The organism is Caproicibacterium amylolyticum (genome assembly GCF_014467055.1).
Lineage (GTDB): Bacteria > Bacillota > Clostridia > Oscillospirales > Acutalibacteraceae > Caproicibacterium > Caproicibacterium amylolyticum.
The window spans coordinates 1,982,029-2,000,557 of record NZ_CP060696.1 but is presented as its reverse complement, the minus strand read 5'-3'; the positions used below and the strand labels follow the sequence as shown (position 1 = coordinate 2,000,557).

The 18,529-nt window shown below is 46.3% G+C and carries 16 protein-coding genes; 10 read left to right on the top strand and 6 right to left on the bottom strand.

Annotated features, from left to right (window positions below; translation table 11 throughout):
- From cas7c to cas2, 4 genes are read left to right on the top strand one after another with little or no spacing between them, the layout of a single operon-like run.
- The gene (cas7c, locus tag H6X83_RS09570) at nt 1-912 is read left to right on the top strand and encodes a type I-C CRISPR-associated protein Cas7/Csd2 (protein WP_212506265.1); all 912 of its coding nucleotides are present in this window, start codon (nt 1-3) and stop codon (nt 910-912) included.
- Between the two features lie 2 nt (nt 913-914).
- A complete protein-coding gene (gene cas4, locus H6X83_RS09565; protein ID WP_212508552.1) occupies nt 915-1,577 on the top strand; it encodes a CRISPR-associated protein Cas4 in 663 nt (220 codons plus the stop codon).
- Nucleotides 1,574-2,605, top strand: coding sequence for a type I-C CRISPR-associated endonuclease Cas1c (gene cas1c, locus H6X83_RS09560; protein WP_212506264.1), 1,032 nt, complete (start codon nt 1,574-1,576; stop codon nt 2,603-2,605). Before cas4 ends, cas1c begins: the two co-directional genes overlap by 4 nt.
- A 10-nt stretch (nt 2,606-2,615) precedes the next feature.
- On the top strand, nt 2,616-2,906 hold the full coding sequence (gene cas2 / locus H6X83_RS09555) for a CRISPR-associated endonuclease Cas2 (protein WP_212508551.1): 291 nt from the start codon (nt 2,616-2,618) through the stop codon (nt 2,904-2,906).
- 516 nt (nt 2,907-3,422) lie between these two features.
- Here cas2 and H6X83_RS09550 read toward each other — a convergent pair.
- A protein-coding gene (locus H6X83_RS09550; RefSeq protein ID WP_246419068.1) for an IS3 family transposase occupies nt 3,423-4,573 on the bottom strand; the annotation gives its coding sequence in 2 pieces (ribosomal slippage) (nt 3,423-4,315 and nt 4,315-4,573; 1,152 coding nt in all).
- 765 nt (nt 4,574-5,338) lie between these two features.
- Between H6X83_RS09550 and H6X83_RS09545 the strand changes: the two genes are divergently transcribed.
- The 3 genes from H6X83_RS09545 (at nt 5,339) to H6X83_RS09535 (ending at nt 7,730) form a co-directional block, all read left to right on the top strand.
- Complete coding sequence (locus H6X83_RS09545) at nt 5,339-6,142, top strand: motility protein A (RefSeq protein WP_212506263.1); 804 nt, start codon at nt 5,339-5,341, stop codon at nt 6,140-6,142.
- A gap of 16 nt (nt 6,143-6,158) precedes the next feature.
- The gene (locus H6X83_RS09540; RefSeq protein ID WP_212506262.1) at nt 6,159-7,106 is read left to right on the top strand and encodes an OmpA/MotB family protein; all 948 of its coding nucleotides are present in this window, start codon (nt 6,159-6,161) and stop codon (nt 7,104-7,106) included.
- A gap of 216 nt (nt 7,107-7,322) precedes the next feature.
- On the top strand, nt 7,323-7,730 hold the full coding sequence (locus H6X83_RS09535; protein ID WP_212506261.1) for a GNAT family N-acetyltransferase: 408 nt from the start codon (nt 7,323-7,325) through the stop codon (nt 7,728-7,730).
- A gap of 290 nt (nt 7,731-8,020) precedes the next feature.
- Here the strand turns inward: H6X83_RS09535 and H6X83_RS09530 are convergent, their stop codons facing one another.
- The 4 genes from H6X83_RS09530 to H6X83_RS09515 all read right to left on the bottom strand — a co-directional run bounded on the left by H6X83_RS09530 (nt 8,021) and on the right by H6X83_RS09515 (nt 12,487).
- On the bottom strand, nt 8,021-8,896 hold the full coding sequence (locus H6X83_RS09530; RefSeq protein ID WP_212506260.1) for a carbohydrate ABC transporter permease: 876 nt from the start codon (nt 8,894-8,896) through the stop codon (nt 8,021-8,023).
- The gene (locus H6X83_RS09525) at nt 8,893-9,846 is read right to left on the bottom strand and encodes a carbohydrate ABC transporter permease (protein WP_212506259.1); all 954 of its coding nucleotides are present in this window, start codon (nt 9,844-9,846) and stop codon (nt 8,893-8,895) included. The genes H6X83_RS09530 and H6X83_RS09525 overlap by 4 nt, the downstream gene beginning before the upstream one ends.
- A 108-nt stretch (nt 9,847-9,954) precedes the next feature.
- The gene (locus H6X83_RS09520) at nt 9,955-11,412 is read right to left on the bottom strand and encodes a type 2 periplasmic-binding domain-containing protein (protein WP_212506258.1); all 1,458 of its coding nucleotides are present in this window, start codon (nt 11,410-11,412) and stop codon (nt 9,955-9,957) included.
- 61 nt (nt 11,413-11,473) lie between these two features.
- Nucleotides 11,474-12,487, bottom strand: coding sequence for a LacI family DNA-binding transcriptional regulator (locus H6X83_RS09515; RefSeq protein ID WP_212506257.1), 1,014 nt, complete (start codon nt 12,485-12,487; stop codon nt 11,474-11,476).
- Between the two features lie 480 nt (nt 12,488-12,967).
- On the opposite strand from H6X83_RS09515, the gene H6X83_RS09510 reads away from it, so the two are divergent.
- Entirely contained in the window at nt 12,968-15,412 is a 2,445-nt protein-coding gene (locus H6X83_RS09510) for a glycoside hydrolase family 94 protein (protein WP_212506256.1), read from the top strand.
- 381 nt (nt 15,413-15,793) lie between these two features.
- Nucleotides 15,794-17,683 carry a diguanylate cyclase domain-containing protein gene (locus tag H6X83_RS09505; protein ID WP_212506255.1) on the top strand — a complete coding sequence of 630 codons (1,890 nt, stop codon included), beginning with the start codon at nt 15,794-15,796 and terminating at the stop codon, nt 17,681-17,683.
- A gap of 61 nt (nt 17,684-17,744) precedes the next feature.
- Here H6X83_RS09505 and H6X83_RS09500 read toward each other — a convergent pair whose 3' ends face one another.
- Complete coding sequence (locus tag H6X83_RS09500; RefSeq protein ID WP_212506254.1) at nt 17,745-18,200, bottom strand: 8-oxo-dGTP diphosphatase; 456 nt, start codon at nt 18,198-18,200, stop codon at nt 17,745-17,747.
- Between the two features lie 154 nt (nt 18,201-18,354).
- Here H6X83_RS09500 and H6X83_RS09495 point away from each other — a divergent pair, with 154 nt between their 5' ends.
- Nucleotides 18,355-18,528: a hypothetical protein gene (locus tag H6X83_RS09495; protein ID WP_212506253.1), complete on the top strand. Its 174-nt coding sequence runs from the start codon at nt 18,355-18,357 to the stop codon at nt 18,526-18,528.
- Nucleotide 18,529 lies beyond the last annotated feature (1 nt).

Here is an 18,529-nt window from a genome sequence, read left to right as displayed (position 1 = left end):
ATGAGTGAAGTAATTAAGAACCGCTATGAATTTGTAGTATTTTTTGATGTGGAAAACGGTAATCCCAACGGCGACCCGGATGCGGGCAATATGCCGCGTATTGACCCGGAAACCGGCTTTGGGCTGGTCACAGATGTCTGCCTGAAGCGCAAAATCCGCGATTACGTTGAAACCGTGAAAGAAAACGACCCGAATTACCGGATCTACATTAAAAAGGGCGTACCGCTGAACCGGAGCGATGATGAGGCCTTTGCGCAGATTGGCATTCAGAATGCCGCTGAAACAAAGGATTTGAAAAAACTGCTGAAAGAGGCAAAAGCAAACAACGACGTTGACAAGGTCATTCGCGACTATATGTGCGGCCATTTTTATGACATCCGTACTTTCGGCGCTGTGATGACTACGATGGTTAAAGGTGCGCTGAACTGCGGCCAGGTTCGTGGGCCGGTTCAGCTCAGCTTTGCACGTTCTGTTGACCCGGTTGTCTCTCAGGAAGTATCCATTACCCGCGTGGCGATTTCCACCGAGGATGATGCCGAAAAGAAGAACAACGAAATGGGTACAAAATATATTGTGCCTTACGGTCTGTATCGCTGTGAAGGCTATGTTTCTGCCAATCTTGCACGCAAATCCACCGGATTTTCGGAAGATGACTTGAAATTGCTGTGGGACGCGGTCATCAATATGTTTGAGTATGACCATTCCGCGGCGCGCGGTCAGATGGCGGTGCGCAAGCTGGTAATTTTCAAGCACGATTCCGAACTCGGCGATGCACCGGCACACAAGCTGTTTGACCTTGTTAAAGCAGTGAAAAACGATGACGTGACCGCACCGCGCAGCTACGGCGATTATACCGTAACGGTGGATGAAACAAATTTGCCGGATGGTGTTTCCTGCGAGCAGAGGGACTGATGATGTCTGTCGTGGAGGAAGATTATCGGCAGCTTTCCGAATTGCAGCATTTTTCGTTTTGCCGCAGGCAGTGGGCGCTGATTCATATTGAAAACCAGTGGGTGGAAAATCTGCGGACCGTTGAGGGAAATCTGATGCATGAGCGTGTGCATGATGAAAGCAAAACGGAACTGCGTGGCGATATGCTGACCGTCCGCGGCATGCGGGTGAAGTCGGACAAGCTGTGCGCGGTCGGTATCTGTGACGCAGTGGAATTTCGGCAGGATGCTTCCGGTGTGACGCTGCACGGCAGGGAGGGCAGATGGCTGCCGCGGCCGGTCGAATATAAACACGGCAAACCGAAAGAATATGATGCGGATGAGCTTCAGCTTTGCGGGCAGGCCATGTGCTTGGAGGAAATGCTCTGCTGTGAAATTCCGTCCGGCGACCTTTTTTACGGGGAACCGCGCCGCAGAACCGAGGTGCTTTTTACACAGGAACTGCGTGACAAGGTTTCCGCTTCGCTGCAGGAAATGAATGAGCTGTACGGGAAAGGCTATACGCCCAGAGTGCGGCGCACCAAATCCTGCAACGCCTGTTCTATGAAAGACATCTGCCTGCCGGAATTGGACAAAGCGGGTGCCGCGTCTGCCTATCTGAAAGCACACGCTCAGGAGGAACTATGAAACGTTTGCTGAATACGCTTTTCGTGTTGAGCGAAAATTCCTATCTGTCTTTGCAGGATGAAAATGTTATTGTCCACGCGGAAGACGGCACGCGAAAACCCTTGCCGCTGCTCGGCCTCGAAAACATTTTCTGCTTTTCATATAAAGGTGCCAGTCCGGCGTTGGCAGGGGAGTGCGCAAAGCGCGGAATTGGTCTGACTTTTTTAACGCCAGCCGGCCGCTTCCTCGCAAGGGTCAGTGGCAGGTCACAGGGGAACGTGCTGCTTCGTAAGATGCAGTACAGAATTTCAGACAGCCCGGTGGAAAGCTGCGAGACGGCCAAATATTTTATTTTTGGAAAGCTGTACAACAGCCGCTGGTGTCTGGAACGCACCGCACGGGATCATGAAATGCGAGTGGATGCTGAAGCGTTGAAAAATGCTTCCAGATTCCTTGCAGAAACCGCCAAACAGGTGCTGACTGTAACGGACGGCGATTCTCTGCGCGGATTGGAGGGCGAAGCCGCAACGCGGTATTTTGGTGTGTTTGATCAGATGATCATCAATCAGAAAGAGCAGTTTCAGTTCACAGTGCGTTCCAGACGCCCTCCGCTTGACCGCGTGAATGCGATGCTTTCCTTTGGCTATCGCTTGCTCGCCAGTGACTGCGCCGCCGCGTTGGAAAGCGTTGGGCTGGATTCTTATGTTGGCTTTTTGCACCGTGACCGTCCCGGCAGGGAGTCACTTGCGCTCGACCTAATGGAGGAACTGCGAAGCGTGTTGGTGGACAGATTGGTTGTTACCATGATCAATACACGTGCAATCAATGGCAAACAGTTTGATGAATCTGAAAACGGCGCGGTTCTCCTGAATGATTCCGGACGAAAAGCTTTTTTACAGGCATGGCAGACGCATAAACGGGAAGAAATCAAGCATCCGTATCTGCAGGATAAAATCCAGTGGGGTTTGGTGCCGTATGTGCAGGCATTGCTTTTGGCAAGGTATCTTCGCGGGGACTTGGATGCATATCCGCCCTTTCTGTGGAAATGAGGGAATTGGTTTGTTGGTGCTGATTACTTATGATGTCAATACAGAAGATGCCGCTGGAAAAAAGCGTCTTAGACGTGTAGCAAAAGAGTGCGTAAAAAATGGTCAACGTGTGCAGTGCTCGGTTTTTGAATGTTTGCTGGATACAGCACAGTGCAAGCTGCTGCAGGCATCTCTGCTGAAAATCATTGATACAAACAAGGACAGCCTACGCTTTTACTATCTGGGCAAGAATTATAAAACTCGGATTGAGCATTTTGGTGCAAAGGCCGGTTATGACCCGGAAGGAACGTTGATTTTGTAGTGCGAACCGGTAGCTCTCATGATATTGCGGCACCTTTCGCACTAGTAATGTAGCTAATAAGTATAAATAATTTGCTAAAAAAGAATAAAAACAGTATAATAATCTATATTGTCCGCCCAACATTGGAGCAAACGACAAATTACAACGCAATTTTTTGTCCGTGCTTGTCTGTTTTTGCTGTCGCTCCCTGTGCGGGAGCGTGAATTGAAATACTCAACACTTCTCTGCGCAAATGCAGCCAAGCCTTGTCGCTCCCTGTGCGGGAGCGTGAATTGAAATAATCTGGTTTTTCGCCTGCTGGAACTGCTGACGCTGTCGCTCCCTGTGCGGGAGCGTGAATTGAAATAGTCGACCGCACCCGTTGGCGTGTCCACTATCAGGTCGCTCCCTGTGCGGGAGAGTGGATTGAAATTTAATAGCTTATTTGCTATAATAGTATCAGAAAGAGTCACTTCCTGTGAACTATAGTCAAGTAAGTAGACACAATAATTAGGGAAAACATACTGGAAACAGGAATTAAGCCTGATTCCAGAACAGTTCTTCTTTCTCGTTAGGTGTTAGCATTCGAAGAGAGCCATGAGGCCTTCTTGAGTTATAGTATCCTTCAATATATTGGAATATGGACAACTGTAATTCCTGTAGGGAGTGATAAGCTTTCCTGTTGGTTTCTTCTTTTTTTAGATATTTGAAGAAACTTTCACAGCAAGCATTATCAAAAGGATAGCCCTTTTTGGAAAATGATTGCACAACATTAAGAGAATCTAGAAGCTGTCGAAATGAAAAAGCAGTATACTGAGATCCTCGATCAGAATGAAACATAAGTCCAGAAGGGCAGTTTCTTCTATCATAAGCTTTTTTGAACGCAGTCATGACGAGGTCGACATCTGGCTTGCCTGATATGTTCCAGGAGATGACTTTGCGAGAAAATAAATCCATTACAATACAAAGATAATACCATTTGCCGGCAACTTTGATGTATGTGAAATCACTTGCCCAGACAATGTTTGGAGTTTGCTGATTGAACTCCTGGTGAAGGTGGTTGGTACACTCGCCGTTGTCCCGATGCTTATAATTTTTATAAGGTTTTTCGGTGGACATCCGTGGAAGTTTTAGAGTCCTCATCAGTCGGTACACTCGTCCGACACTGATGTTAATGCCATAATCACGCTGGAGAACATAGGTAATCTTGTAAGCTCCAAGACGTTTGTTATAATCTGCATAGATTTTAAGAATAAGCTTTGCAATCGTTTGATTGTCTTTTGTACGATCAGCCGGTTCGGTGTTGTAATGCTTATAGTAAGTACTTCGATTAACGCCAAGAACCTTACAAAGGAGCTTGATATTGTGTTGGAAACGGAGCTTATGAATAGCTTCTAATCGTTGTTTGAGTGTGGCGTGAAGATGGCAATCGCTTTTTTTAGTATAAGGAGTTCCTCCTCAAGCTGAGCATTACGCTTTTGGAGGTCTTTGACCTGCTTAGCAGTTAGTATTTCGCCATCATCCGTTTCGACGATTGAGTATTGTTTAATCCAACGGCCAAGTGCGGTGATAGAAACGCCATACTCTTTACAGAGTGCTGCTTGTGATTTGCCGCCAGATTGATAAAGGTTGACGAGAGTTCGTTTGAAATCTTCGTCATATCGGGTTCCGGTTTTACCAGTGGACATGAGTAAGTGCCTCCTTTTGGGTGTCTACTTAATTATAATTGATAGTTACTTCAGGTGTCCACTTATTTAATATAGATCCAGTAAGTATATTAGCAAAGAAAAAGTACATGGTTTAGTTTCAAAAGACTTATAACCTGTTGCGGTGCAGTGTCAAGTAGTGGTTTCTTAGCACTTTCGTGATTGGAACCACTATTTTATAGTTTCATTTGTGTATTGGAAAAAGAAGCGAGGCAGAAAAATAAACTTTTGTATCTATGATGAATCTCTATCCCATTAAGGAAAATTTAGTATTTCAGATGTCGTGTAGCTATACCGCAGCTTTCTTTTTGGAAAATAAAATTTCATATGTGCGAATCCTGATACGAAAGGAAAAAACATTTGTATAATTGCAAAAACAAATTTTGCGAAAAAAGGTCAGGATTTGCAGGAAAACTTTACGATGGTACAGAAAAGAAGCATCCTTTTACATAGAATTTTTTTAAAAAATGTTGTAAATGATTGTGAAAGATAAAGTTCAAATATGTAAATATATGGATAATAATTCTTGACACACTTTGAATTTATGACTAAAATTTAAAAATGTTCCAGTAAGAAAAAAGAGGAATGCTATTCAAAAATGGTATGATTCTATTTGATGAATAACCATTATTACTGAAGAAAACGTAGCAGATCAGGATTATTGAGTAAGTACTTTTTCTACCATTTAAATAAACAATGGCAGGAAGCGGGCGGATGGCAGCCCGTGAACGAAAAGGAGAATGGAAAATGAGTATTTCGGTGATTATCGGTCTTTTGGTAGCGTTTGGTTCAATAATAGGAGGATTCCTTTTAGATGAAGGACATGTACAGTCCTTGGTTGTCGGAAGTTCCTTCCTTATTATTTTGGGTGGGACCTTGGGCGCGGTTATTTTGTCATTTGGTTTTCATGATACGCTACAGGCAGTGCGCCATCTGTTTGCCAGCTTTTCTAAAAAAAATGACCCTGATCCGGAACATTTGATTAAAAAAATCAGCGAAATGGCTACCAAATGCCGGGCAGAGGGACTTCTGTCTCTGCAGTCTATGATGACGGATTCAGATTTAAACTCGGAAAATTATATGATGCTGAAAGAGGGCATGATGCTGGCAACCGATACCAAAAGTGTCGAGAGTCTGCAGGAAACGCTCAATGCGGATATAGAGTCCTACACGGCTTCCAGACAGATGGATATCGATGTTTGGGAAGGCGCAGGCGGTTTTTCGCCGACGCTGGGCATTATCGGAACTGTTATGGGGTTGGTACAGGTGCTGTCGAATATTTCAGATGCACAGAAGTTAACAGCTTCCATTGCAGTTGCATTTATTGCAACACTTTACGGTATCGTTTTTGCCAATATTATTTATTTGCCCGCTGCAAACCACTTACGCTGCTGCCTGAAGCGGCAGGTTATTTTTCGCCAGATGATTGTGGACGGTATGAGTATGCTGGTCAGCGGCGAAAGTGCCCGAAACATAGAAAACAAATTGTCGCTGTACTACCATGTGTTCCCGAACGGCGAAGAAAAGTATAAAGCGGGTATTGAGAACTAATTGAGGTGAACAGAAAATGAAGGCTTCGAAGAAGTCGCCACTCGGTGAAGACAAGTCGGGTAATGGGGGTCGATGGATGCTGACGTATTCCGATATGATTACGCTGTTGTTGGCATTGTTTATCGTATTGTATTCTATGAGCTCCATTAATGCTAAAAAATATCAGCAGGTTTCAGAAAGTATGCATTCTGCATTTAACAATACAAAAACTTCCGCGCAGGGCGGGGGCGGCACCGGACAGGGAATTGGCAATGCGGTTATTACAGCCAGCAGTGCATCTAAAGGAAAACAGTCTGTTCAAAGCCTGCAGAGCGATGCGCTCGGTGAGATCTATTCAATTTTAAATGCTTTTGTAACATCTAACCATTTGCAGGATCGGATTGAACTGACAAAAGCTGCGGAATATGTACAGGTGAGCATGAAAGATAGGGTAATGTTTCAGCCGGATACGGCCGTGATGCTGCCAGAGAGTAAACCGATTGTAAAGGAAATCGAGCAGGCCATTGCAAAGGTATATGATCGAGTGGATCATATTACGATCAGCGGTCATACTGCGGACGTTGTGGAAGACGCACAGCACAGTGATCAGATTTCATGGAAGCTTTCAACAGAGCGTGCTGTAACCGTTCTCAACAGTATGTTGGACTATGGCCTGCATGGCAGTAAACTGTCGATTCAGGGCTATGCCCATTATGCTCCGGTAGCACCAAACGATACGGAATCCGGTCGTGCCCAAAACCGCCGAGTGGAAATTACGATATATAAGAATCCAACAAAGGATGTAGCGTCCAAAGCGGCATCCACTGCTTCTGCAGCATCTTCCTCGCCTTCATCAAATACAGACACTTCTTCCGCTTCATCGAATTCAGAAGCTCCTTCTTCTGCTTTATCAAGCGCGGAAACATCTTCTCCTGAAAGTGCAGCGTCGGTGCCTTCAGGGAGTCAGTCATCTGCAAGCAAATAGATTATAGCCAAAAAGCCTTTGATTCAGAAATACGATGAATCAAAGGCTTTTGTTTATTTGCAATATGCAATATATTGTATTTCTGAAGTATAATTAATTAAATCCATGATTGGGCAGGTGAGACGAATAATAAATTGTATTCGAACGGCTGAGCCTGTTGACGCAGACGAAATTGGAATCGTGCATTGCCGCACTTGGCAGACGGCATACCGTGGAATGATAGCGGACAGTTTCCTAGATGCACTGAATCCAAAGAAAAGTGCAGAACGCTTTCGGCAGGAACAATGTCAGAATATGCTTGTAGCAGAAGAAAATGGAAGGATTGTTGGCTTTGCAAAGTACAGCCCCTGCAGGGATAAAGACCTTTCTGCAGAATTTGGAGAAGTGGATGCTCTCTATGTTCTACCGGAAAAACAGGGCGGCGGCTTTGGCAGAAAACTGATGTCGCAGGCAATGGAGGAGCTGCGCAGGCAGGGTTTTCAAAAAGCAATGTTTTGGGTTGTTGCTGCTAATCAGCACGCAATTCAGTTATATGAAAAAAATGGATATCACCTTGACGGCACCCAACAGGAATATGATATGAAAGGAAACGTACTGTTGAGCCGCTATGTACGCAGTTTGTAAATTCGACTGAATGCTACAGAACGTTGATTGAACTTTTGCTGCTTTGCCGTTATACTGAAGTTATGAAGGTGAGAAGTATGACTGCGAAAAAATGGGGAAGTGCATCAGTCCAAGCTGTGTGGCGGCAGATTTTTGCAGCGGGCACGGTTTGTAGACAAATGACTGACGGCTGCTTCCTGAGACGTTTTGTGTACTTGCGCGATTATTTGGCTGAAAAATAATATAAAAAAGGCTCGTGTAAGGAGAAGGGATTCTCTCTGCACGAACCTTTTCTTGCTTTGTCGGAAAACTCAGCCTTTTACACCTCCCAGTGCAACGCCGCGAACAATAAATTTTGAAAGCAGCAGATAAACGATGATAACTGGAATAATAGCAATGGTAATCAGCATATAAACTTTGCCCATATCAAACTTCAGGAAATCAGCACTGCGGAGCTGTGCAATCAGAATCGGCAGCGTTTTTTTGTTGGCACTGTCCAACAGTAGCGCGGGAATGAAGTAGTTGTTCCATGCGCTGACAAAAGTGAAGATTGCCTGCACAGCAACAGCCGGTTTCATAATTGGAAGAACGATTCGGTTAAAGGTATGAAATTCATTGCTGCCGTCAATGCGTGCGGCTTCCACGATTTCCATCGGCAGATTGCTGTCCATGTACTGCTTCATGAAAAAGAAGACGATTGGGGAAGCGATGGAGGGCAGGAACAGCGGAATCAGCGAGTCCTTCAGTCCCATGGACTGCATTTGGTTAACAAAGCCAACAGCGGAAATCTGGGTGGGCATGGTCATAATCAGCAGTATGAGTGTAAACGCGGCACGCTTAAACTTAAAGTCGTAGGCGTGAATTCCATAAGCAGTCATTGCGGAAAAGTAAGTTGCCAGTACGGCGCTCAGTGCTGAAACCAGCAAACTGTTCACAATGCCGCTGACCACCGGAATATTGGCGTCATTCAGCGTATTTTGCAGATTTGTCAGGAAAGAGGAACCCGGTATAAAGGAAAAGCCCTGTTGAATTTGGAACGTATTGCGGGAAGAATTTATGAGGAGCATATAGAAGAAAAACAGGCACAGGAAGCAGAGAAAGATAAGAAATATGTAGCAGCCAATGCGTGCTGCGGTCAGCTTGCCTCTGCCGCTTTTTATCTGTGTACTGGTTGATGGTTTACTCATTTACGGGTACCTCCTTTCCGCGCTTTTTTGGCAGAATCATTGTCGTTGGTCAGTGAGAAGTAAATTAGCAGGCACAATACTGCGCAGAGAATAAACAGCACAGTGGAAAGTGCACCGGCCATGCCGTAGTTTTTGCTGTACATGTGGTTATTCAGGTACATAATCATGGTGGTGGTGCAGCGGTCCGGCTCACCTTTGCCGTTTGTTAAAATTTGCGGCACATCGAACATTTGCAGGCCGCCAATCAGGGAAGTGATGAATGTATAAACCAGAATCGGGCGGATGAGCGGAATTGTAATGCGCCAGAACATTTGCGGCGAAGAAGCACCGTCAATTTCTGCGGCTTCGTAAAGGCCGGGGTCTACGCCCATGATTGCGGCCATAAGTACGATGGTTGTGTTGCCAAACCACATTAAGAAATTCATCAGCGCAACCAGCCCGCGCGCACCAGCTACATTGGAGAGGAACTGAAACGGCTGGCTGATAAGGCCCATGGACTGCAGTGTTGCATTCACTGGCCCGTTGTCAGAAAACAGAGTGAAGAACAGCATGGCAAAAGCAGCAGCCATAATTAGGTTTGGCATATAAATAACGGTTTTAAAGAAGCTTTGCCCGCGCAGATTCAGGCGCTGGTTGGTGAACCAAGAAGCAAGCAGCAGCGAAACAACGATTTGCGGAACAAAACCGATTACCCACATCAGCAGGGTGTTGCCAAGATACTTTGGCAGATCAGTCTGGAACAGGCTGGAAAAATTTTCAAAGCCAATAAAGTTTGGCCCGATAATTCGCAGCCCCTGGCGATAGTATTGAAAAAAGCTGTAGTAAATCGTGGAAGCAAGCGGCACCAGTTGAAAAACAGCAAAAATAATGAAAAACGGTGCAATGAATATGTAACCCCATTTTGCGTAACTGTTTCTCTTTTTCACTTTTGGTGCATTTCCGGTATGCATTTGAAAAACCCCTCTCATCCGGATAAACAGTACGGCTGCAGCCCGGGCAAAGTGACCCCGACCAGCAGCCGTGTTGTTTTCTTTATGTATCAGATTTTTAGTGGCCGATTAAGAAGGCCACTTGATTTCCGTCAGCTCCGGATACTTTTCGGTAACGATTTTCTTGAAGTTTTCCTTTGCTTTGTCAATTGTAGCGTTTCCGGTGAAGTAGTCCTTAAAGGCTGTCTGCAAACCTTCATTCATACCTTGGTCGTAAGAACCAGCCTTGCTCATATCGATTTTCGGAGCAACTTCTGAGAAAAGCTTGATATGGTTTTGTCCGCCGAGGAATTTGGACTTAAAGTCGCTGTTTGCAATTTCTTCCATAGCAGCTTTATTGTTCGTGTAGTCCTGCGATTTTTCTGTGATGGTTTTCATGACATCTTTGTTGCAGGTCAGAGACTGCATAATGTCCTTGGTGGTGCCGAGATTATCGCTGCCCTTTGCTGCGCACATCCAAGTGCCGCCCCAGTAGTAGTTTTGTGGGCCCTTGCAGACTGCATAATCACCGTAGATGCCATTGCCGACTTCTTCTTTGCCGCCTTCTTTAGTTGGTGTTTTCAGGGAATTGCCAACCAATGTAAAGTTAATGCCCCAGGTGGAGTAGAAGAAGCCGAAGACTTTACCGCTTGGGCCTTGGTCTGCCTGCCATTTGTCGTCCCACAGGGAAGTCTTGTTATTGTATCCTTTGTCGGTGTAATCTTTCGTCTGTTTTACCCAGTTCATCAGGTTAGAATCTACTGTTACGGTGGTGCCGCTTACCCACGGTGCGGCAACATTGTTTGAAAAGACACGGTAGCTGTCATCATAACCGGAAAGCATCTTGTAGCCTTTGTCATGTGCCTTTGCAGCGACACTATTGAATTTATCCCAATCAGAAAGCTGTTCCTGTACTTTGTCCGGGTCATCTGTACCCAGAACACTTTTTGCAATGGAACGGCGGTAAGCGTACAGGCCAGGAGTAGCCTGCCAGGAGGTACCTTTTTGTACGCCATCCTTTGTTGTTACAATGTCTTTGGTGTACTGATACTGGTTGGAAAGGTCGTTATCTGTTAGACCGACGTCTTTTTTGACGTCCAGCGTGTAGTCACTGTCCACATACTTTAATGCGTAGTCAGCTTCCACGAGGAACATATCAATTTTGTCATCGGGAGCGGCGGAGTTCTGTGAAAGCAGCGCCTGATCCAGCTTGTTCTGATAGTTGTTGTTATCGTTTGGATTAATGGTCCACTTAACAACTGTGCCATCTTTTAGGGTAGTGGTGGATTTATCCTTGGCAACCTCCTTAACATTGGGATAAAATTTGTTGAACTGTCCCTGGAATTCATCATTCCAGCACCAGATGTTCAGCGTTTTGCCTTCTTTAGCGGCGGCTGCGGTGCTTTGCGCGGAGCTTGCATCTTTGGAAGCAGCGGTGCTGCCCTTAGAACTGCTGGTTCCGCCGCCGGTACAGCCTGCCATCGAAACGGTTAGTGCTGCGGCCAGCGCTGCGGCTGCCCATCTGGTTGTTCTTTTCGTACCTTTCATAATACAATTTCCTCCTTTGATTTTTACGGGTTTAAAAATCAATATTCGTCCAGCAAACGGATTATTTGCCGATACGCTTAACTGTGGCGCCTTCCAGTACTCTGCCGGGAACGATTGTGCTGCCCGGCAAGGTGGTTTTGGGGCGCTCGACCAGGTCTATCAGCTGTTGGGCAGCGATTCTGCCCAGTGCAGTGGTATCCTGTTTCAGGGTGGTCAGCTTGGGGCTGAGCACTTGTGAAAGATAAATGCCGTCGTATCCTGCAACGGAAATGTCCTCCGGTACGCGCCGTCCCGCTTCCCACAGCACGTTCATGCCGCCGATGTAGGAAAAATCGTCGGGGAAAAGGATGCAGGTTGGTGGCTGGGGCAGTGCCAGAAGCTCCTGCGTACAGCGTGCGGCTTTGTGGGTATCGTGGTAGCAGGCAGCACGCACATATTCATCCGGTGGTTCCAATCCAAACTCAAGGCAGGTTCGGTAAAAACTTGTCAGACGGTTGGTGGTGACACTGGTGTTTTCACCGTGAATAAATGCAATGCGGCGGTGCCCCATAGAGTAAACGTACTGCACCAAGTCGTGCATACCTTGAATGTTGTCAGACAAAACAGAAACGTGGTTGTCAAAGGTATGGTCAATGGTGACCACCGGGATGTCGCTGTGCACCAGTTCCATTACCTGTGGGTCAAAGAAGTCCACACAGGCAATGACAACACCGTCCACTCCGCGGTAGCGGCAGTGCTCCAGATATGAAGCGGTGCGGCTGCCGATGTTGTGGTTAATAAATGTGATATCATAACCGTTTGCTTCTGCCTCGACTTTGAAACTGTCAAGCACAGTTGAGAAATACTCATGTGTTAGCCCACTGCGTGTTTCGTCTACAAAAAGGACTCCCAAGTTATATGTACGGTTTGTTTTCAGTGCCCGTGCGGCACTGTTGGGCATGTAGCCAAGCTTTTCTGCTGCAGAAAGAACTTTTGCGGCAGTTGACTCGCTGATTTCTTTGTGACCATTCAAGGCTTTGCTGACTGTGGCAACAGAAACGCCGCATTCAACCGCAATGTCTTTGAGTGATGCCATGTTGATACCTCCCAGCCGATGTGAAAAAGTTTTCGTCCATATATTGTACCACATCGGTGGAAATGGAGGTGAAAACTTGTTTAAACGTTTTCACAACCATAATATAACATTGTGCCCTGCAAAATGCAATACTTTTTTGGAAAAAATTAAAAATATTTTATTAAGTATCAAAAAATACATGTAAAATTATTGCACGAAAGGATTCCGAAAAATAAAACTACACTTTTTACATTTGATTCAATACGAAAAAATAGTACGAAAGTGCGAAAACGATTTCAGCAGTGGCAAAAAACGCGAATAATATAGATTTTGGCTATGATACAATAAATTCAAGTTGTAATTGTGCAAATCTTATGAAAATAGAAAAATATATTGCGCAGAATCCAAAAATGAGGTATTGTTATTGAAAAGCAGGTCAATCTGCGAAACTGTTTAAACGTTTTCATAAATTGTGAAAGAAAATCAGAAAGGAGCGTCATTATGCAATTTGGACATTTTGACGACCAGAAAAAAGAGTATATTATCACAACACCGCACACGCCGCTGCCGTGGATTAACTACCTTGGCAGTAAGGATTTCTTTTCTTTGATTTCCAATACCGCCGGTGGCTACTGTTTCTATCGAGACGCAAAGCTGCGCCGCATTACACGCTATCGTTACAACGACTGCCCGCGTGACAGCGTGGGCCGCTACTATTACATAAAGGATGGCAGTACCATTTGGAATCCCGGCTGGAAACCGGTGCAGACAGAGCTGGACAGCTACTGCTGCCGTCATGGTATGGGCTATACGGTTTTTGAGAGCAGCAAAAATGATGTTGCTGCTTCGCTGGAGTGTTTTGTTCCGGTCAGTGACAATTGTGAGATTCACCGCCTGACGTTGCAAAACAATACGGAAACGGAAAAAGAACTGGATATTTTCAGTTATGCGGAGTTCTGCCTATGGAATGCGGCGGACGATGCCAACAATTTCCAGCGCAATTTTAGTACCGGAGAAGTGGAAATTGTCGGCAGTACTATTTATCATAAAACAGAATACCGGGAGCGCCGCAACCACTTTGCTTTCTATACGGTAAACAAACCAGTCTGCGGATTTGATACCAGCCGTGACAGTTTTTGCGGTACAGACAGCGGTCTTGCACAGCCGCAGACGGTTCTGGAGGGAAAGTCACACAACAGTGTTGCACACGGCTGGGCGCCGATAGGCAGCCACCACTTGAAAGTTTCCCTCAAACCGGGGGAGAGCACCAGCTATATTTTTGTACTTGGCTACGTGGAAAACCCGGCGGATGACAAGTGGGAAGCCCCCGGCATTATTAAGAAAGACCGTGCGCTGAAGTTGATGGAAAAGTACAGCACAGATGCACAGGTGGACGCTGCACTGAAAGAACTGCACAAGTATTGGGAAAAACTGCTGTCCCGCTTTTCGGTGCGGTCGGAAGACGAAAAACTGGACCGCATGGTGAATATTTGGAACCAGTATCAGTGCATGGTTACATTTAACCTCAGCAGAAGCGCCAGCTATTTTGAAAGCGGCACCGGACGCGGTATGGGCTTCCGTGATTCCTGTCAGGATTTGCTGGGTATTGTACATCTGGTACCGGAGCGTGCACGCCAGCGTATTTTGGACATTGCCGCCACACAGTTTGAGGACGGCAGTTCCTACCACCAATATCAGCCACTTACAAAAAAAGGAAATGCGGACATTGGCAGCGGCTTTAATGATGACCCGCTTTGGCTGATTGCCGGCACTGGTGCTTACCTGCGTGAGACCGGTGACTTCTCTATTTTACAGGAGCAGGTTGCATTTAATAATGATGAAACAAAGGCACAGCCGCTGCTGGAGCATTTGCGCCGCAGTTTTGGCTATTCCTGTGCGCACAAGGGGCCGCATGGTTTGCCACTCATTGGCCGTGCGGACTGGAACGATTGTTTGAATCTGAACTGCTTCTCCTCAGAGCCGGGTGAAAGCTTCCAGACTTGCTCCAATATGGAGAGTGGTAAGGCAGAAAGCGTCTTTATTGGCGGTATGTTCGTCAAGTATGGCAGCGAGTATGCAGATATTTGTGAGCACAGCGGTTTTGCGCAGGAAGCTGCACAAGTACGTGAGCAGGTGGAAGTCATGCGTGCTGCGGTTATGGATGCCGGTTGGGACGGCGAGTGGTTTGTGCGTGCCTATGACGCGTTTAGCACGCCGGTCGGCAGCCATGTGTGCAACGAAGGGCAAATTTTCATCGAACCGCAGGGGATGTGCGTTATGGCGGGCATCGGCCTGAAAGAGGGTTTGGCGGACAGAGCACTAAAGAGTGTGCAGGAAAAGTTGGACACCAAGTATGGAATTGTTCTGCTGCAGCCGGCTTATACAACCTATCACCTGAATCTCGGCGAAATCTCCAGCTATCCGCCCGGATACAAGGAAAATGCCGGCATTTTTTGTCACAATAACCCTTGGATTAGCTGTGCGGAAGCAGTTGCGGGCCACGGCGACCGTGCCTTTGAAGTTTACCGCAAGACCTGCCCCGCTTATGTGGAGGAGATTAGCGAGATTCATCGTACCGAACCGTATGTGTACAGTCAGATGGTAGCAGGCAAAGACGCACCGAGCTTTGGCGAGGCAAAGAACAGCTGGCTGACTGGTACCGCCGCGTGGACTTTTGCGGATGTGAGTCAGTACCTGCTGGGTATTCAGCCGGAACTGGACGGCCTGCGTGTGAATCCGTGCATTCCGCAAAGCTGTAAAGGCTTTACCGTGCAACGGTTTTATCGTGGTGCGCAGTACAACATTACAGTTGACAACACTGCGGGAGTGCAAAAGGGAGTGGGGCAGCTGGTTGTGGATGGTGTACAGATGAAAGAAAACCTGATTCCCTATGTTTCCGGAAAAACGGAATATACTGTAAAAGCTGTTCTCGGCGCCTGTGAATAAGCGGTCTATAGCCTAAAGCAAACAAATAAAGCAGCGGCCTTTTTCTGATATTTAGAAAAAAGCCGCTGCTTTTTGTATAATAATTCTAAAAAAGAATAATACAATTATTAAACTACTTTTAAAAATTTTAGGAATATTTTTCAAAATGAATTGAAATTTAATCAAAAAAATGGTATGCTAAATTCATTGATTTCATAAAGATTGATAATATGTAAAATTATTACTCTTTAATTTCTGCGTTTTCCTAACTGAAAATGAATCATTTTGCCAAAGCAGAGAAAATAACCTGCGCACTGGCAGACAAAAACCGTGTAGTTCTCATATCGTCTAAATGTAAATAATCGTTTTCTGCAACTGTGAAAAGGAGACTGCGGGAGAAGCATGTTGAAAGGAAAATTGACCGAAGCACAAATGCAGCTGCTGCGCACAAGCCGGCAGCAAAGTGCTTTGCTTGAAAATCTGCCCGTTGGGGTGCTGTGCTGCAAAAATGACAGCAGCTACAGCATCCAGTACATGAACACGGGCTTTTTGCACATGACTGGTTACACGGAAAAGGAAATACGCTGTACCTTTCAAAGTGAATTTTTGCAGTTGATTTGTCCGGATGACCGAAAGTATGCGGAAACCACGATACGTGAACAGCTTGCGCAGTATGGCAAAGCGGAGCTGGAATACCGCATTTTATGTGCAAACGGAGAGCAGCGCTGGGTTTTGGACCAACGCAGCACGATTGGGACGGAGGGACTTTGCGGCTGCATTTTGGTGGATACTACAGCGCAGAAAGAAGAAAGTGAGCAGCTGCGGCTGAACTTGGAGCGGTACAAAATTATTACCGACCAGTCCACAGATATAATTTTTGAGTGGAACTTTGCGGAGGATACAGTTTATTTTTCACCGAACTGGAAGAAAAAATTCGGCTTTGAACCTCTGCAGAAATCAGTTACACATACTTTACTTGAACAGGGCCATATTTTCCAGCAGGACAAAGCCAAGCTGAAACGTGCCATGCAGAAAGCGCTGAGCGGAACTTCTTTTCTGGAAGTGGAAGTACGGATTGCGGACAGTCAGGGCAGTTACATCTGGTGCCGAATCCGCGCTTCTACGCAGTACGACCAGGATGGAAGTCCCATTCGGGCGGTCGGGATGCTTACAGATATTTCAGAGGATAAAGCGCAGCGTCAGCAGCTTTTAGAGCAGGCACAGAGGGACTCCCTGACGCAACTGCTAAACAAGGCTGCTACGGAAATGCAGGTTACTGCCAGCCTTGCAAAAGCAGGTGATACTTCCTGCGCGCTGATGATTATTGACTTGGACCATTTTAAGTCGGTGAATGACCGGTTTGGGCATCTGTGTGGCGATGCCGTGCTGACTGACACTGCCGTTGCTTTAAAACGTATGTTTCGAGTGTCAGACATTATGGGGCGCATTGGCGGTGATGAATTTCTGGTATTCGTGCCGGATATAGATCCGCAGGCAGCTCTGAAAAAGGCACATCAGCTGCTGCAGAAGCTGGAACGTATTCAGCTGAACAACAGTGAACAGCACCTGTCGTGCAGTATTGGTATTTCTCTGTACCCGACGCATGCGGAAAATTTTTCGGATTTATATCGGTTTGCAGACCGTGCGCTTTATCAGGTGAAAAGGAGTGGACGCGCGGATGCAGCGCTTTATTCGGAAACATTCAGTGAACAGGCCGCGGAAGACCTGTCTGTTCATGAAGAAAGGCGTATAACCCATGCGGATCGGCTTTATGTGGACAGCGGTCAGCTGCTGCAGGAAACATTCCGCCTGCTGGGCAGTACGGCGGATATCCCGTCAGCTGTTTCCAAAGTACTGGAGGCATTAAGCAGGTGGTTTCATGCAACGCATATTTATATCTGGGAGTATCTTCCGCAGCAAATGGTTTATCGGGAAGCTTTTGAGTGGAATGAGCTGGAACTGCCGAACCCACAGCAACGGAATGTCCTGCACTGCAGCAGCATGGATGCCATGTTGGATGCAGCGGGGTCAGATGTACTGTTCTGCTGTGAGGATACAGATGCGTTGGATACGGAACTTGGGCGCGAACTGCGCAGGCAGGGGGTCAGCAGTCTGATGAAATGTGTAATGACAGACGGCGGGCAGCGCGTTGGTCTGCTTGGCTGTGAAAGCCACCGCAGACAGTGCAAATGGACGCAGGAACAGAAAAAAGCTTTTCGGCAGATTTCTGACCTGCTGGCAGTTTTTTTAACCAAATATCATCAGCAGGAAAAGTTAAAGCAAATTCTATAGTTTACATATATAAAGGAAAAGCAGTGTCTGCCGCAGAACAAAGCGGAGGCACTGCTTTTCCTTATTTCAAAACATATTCAAAGCTGCTTTGCGGCAAATAATAAAATTCGCTGATGTTATCATCGGTGAAAACATGCAGCATGTCTGCCATGTCCTCAGCAAGGTGCAGCGAGTGCAGTTTGTTCAGCGGTGTCCAAAAAACACGGCCTTCTTCCGAAGCACATAATGTTCCGGAAAATTGAGTCGTTTTGTACAGCAGGACAATGTATCTTGCACCAGTTTCTTCCTGCTGCCACTGTTTAATGCCGCACAACTGCGGGCGGCGGACAGTCAGGCCGGTTTCTTCAAAAATTTCACGGATAACAGCATCTGTAAAAGATTCTTCTTTTTCAACATGACCACCCGGAAAAGTAATGCCATGGTATGCGGGGTCAGTTTTGTCCAATACCAACACGTTCCCTTTGTCATCGCAGACCATGCACATGTTTGTTAAAACTGCTTTTTCACTTCTATCCATGTTTGCGCCTCCGAAAAATTATGCTTTTATTATAGCACGCGCAGCAGCAAAACACAAAAAGGCATTGCTTATAAAGTCTTTATTCCTCTTATAAAATCTTTTTACCGTTTTAACGAAAGCAGCGGTAAAGTTTGAGTATAGGGAGGGAAAAATTGTGAGGATACTACATATGTTTTTGGCGGAGATTCAGCACCTTGCAGGGCGTTTTTTCGAAAAGCACCCAGTGACGGCATATCTGGTTTTAACACTGGCGGCGCCGCTTTTGCTGCTGCTGGCAGTAGCGTTGGTGGCGCTGTTGGTGTCCGTTCCATATCTGCTTTTGCGCTGAC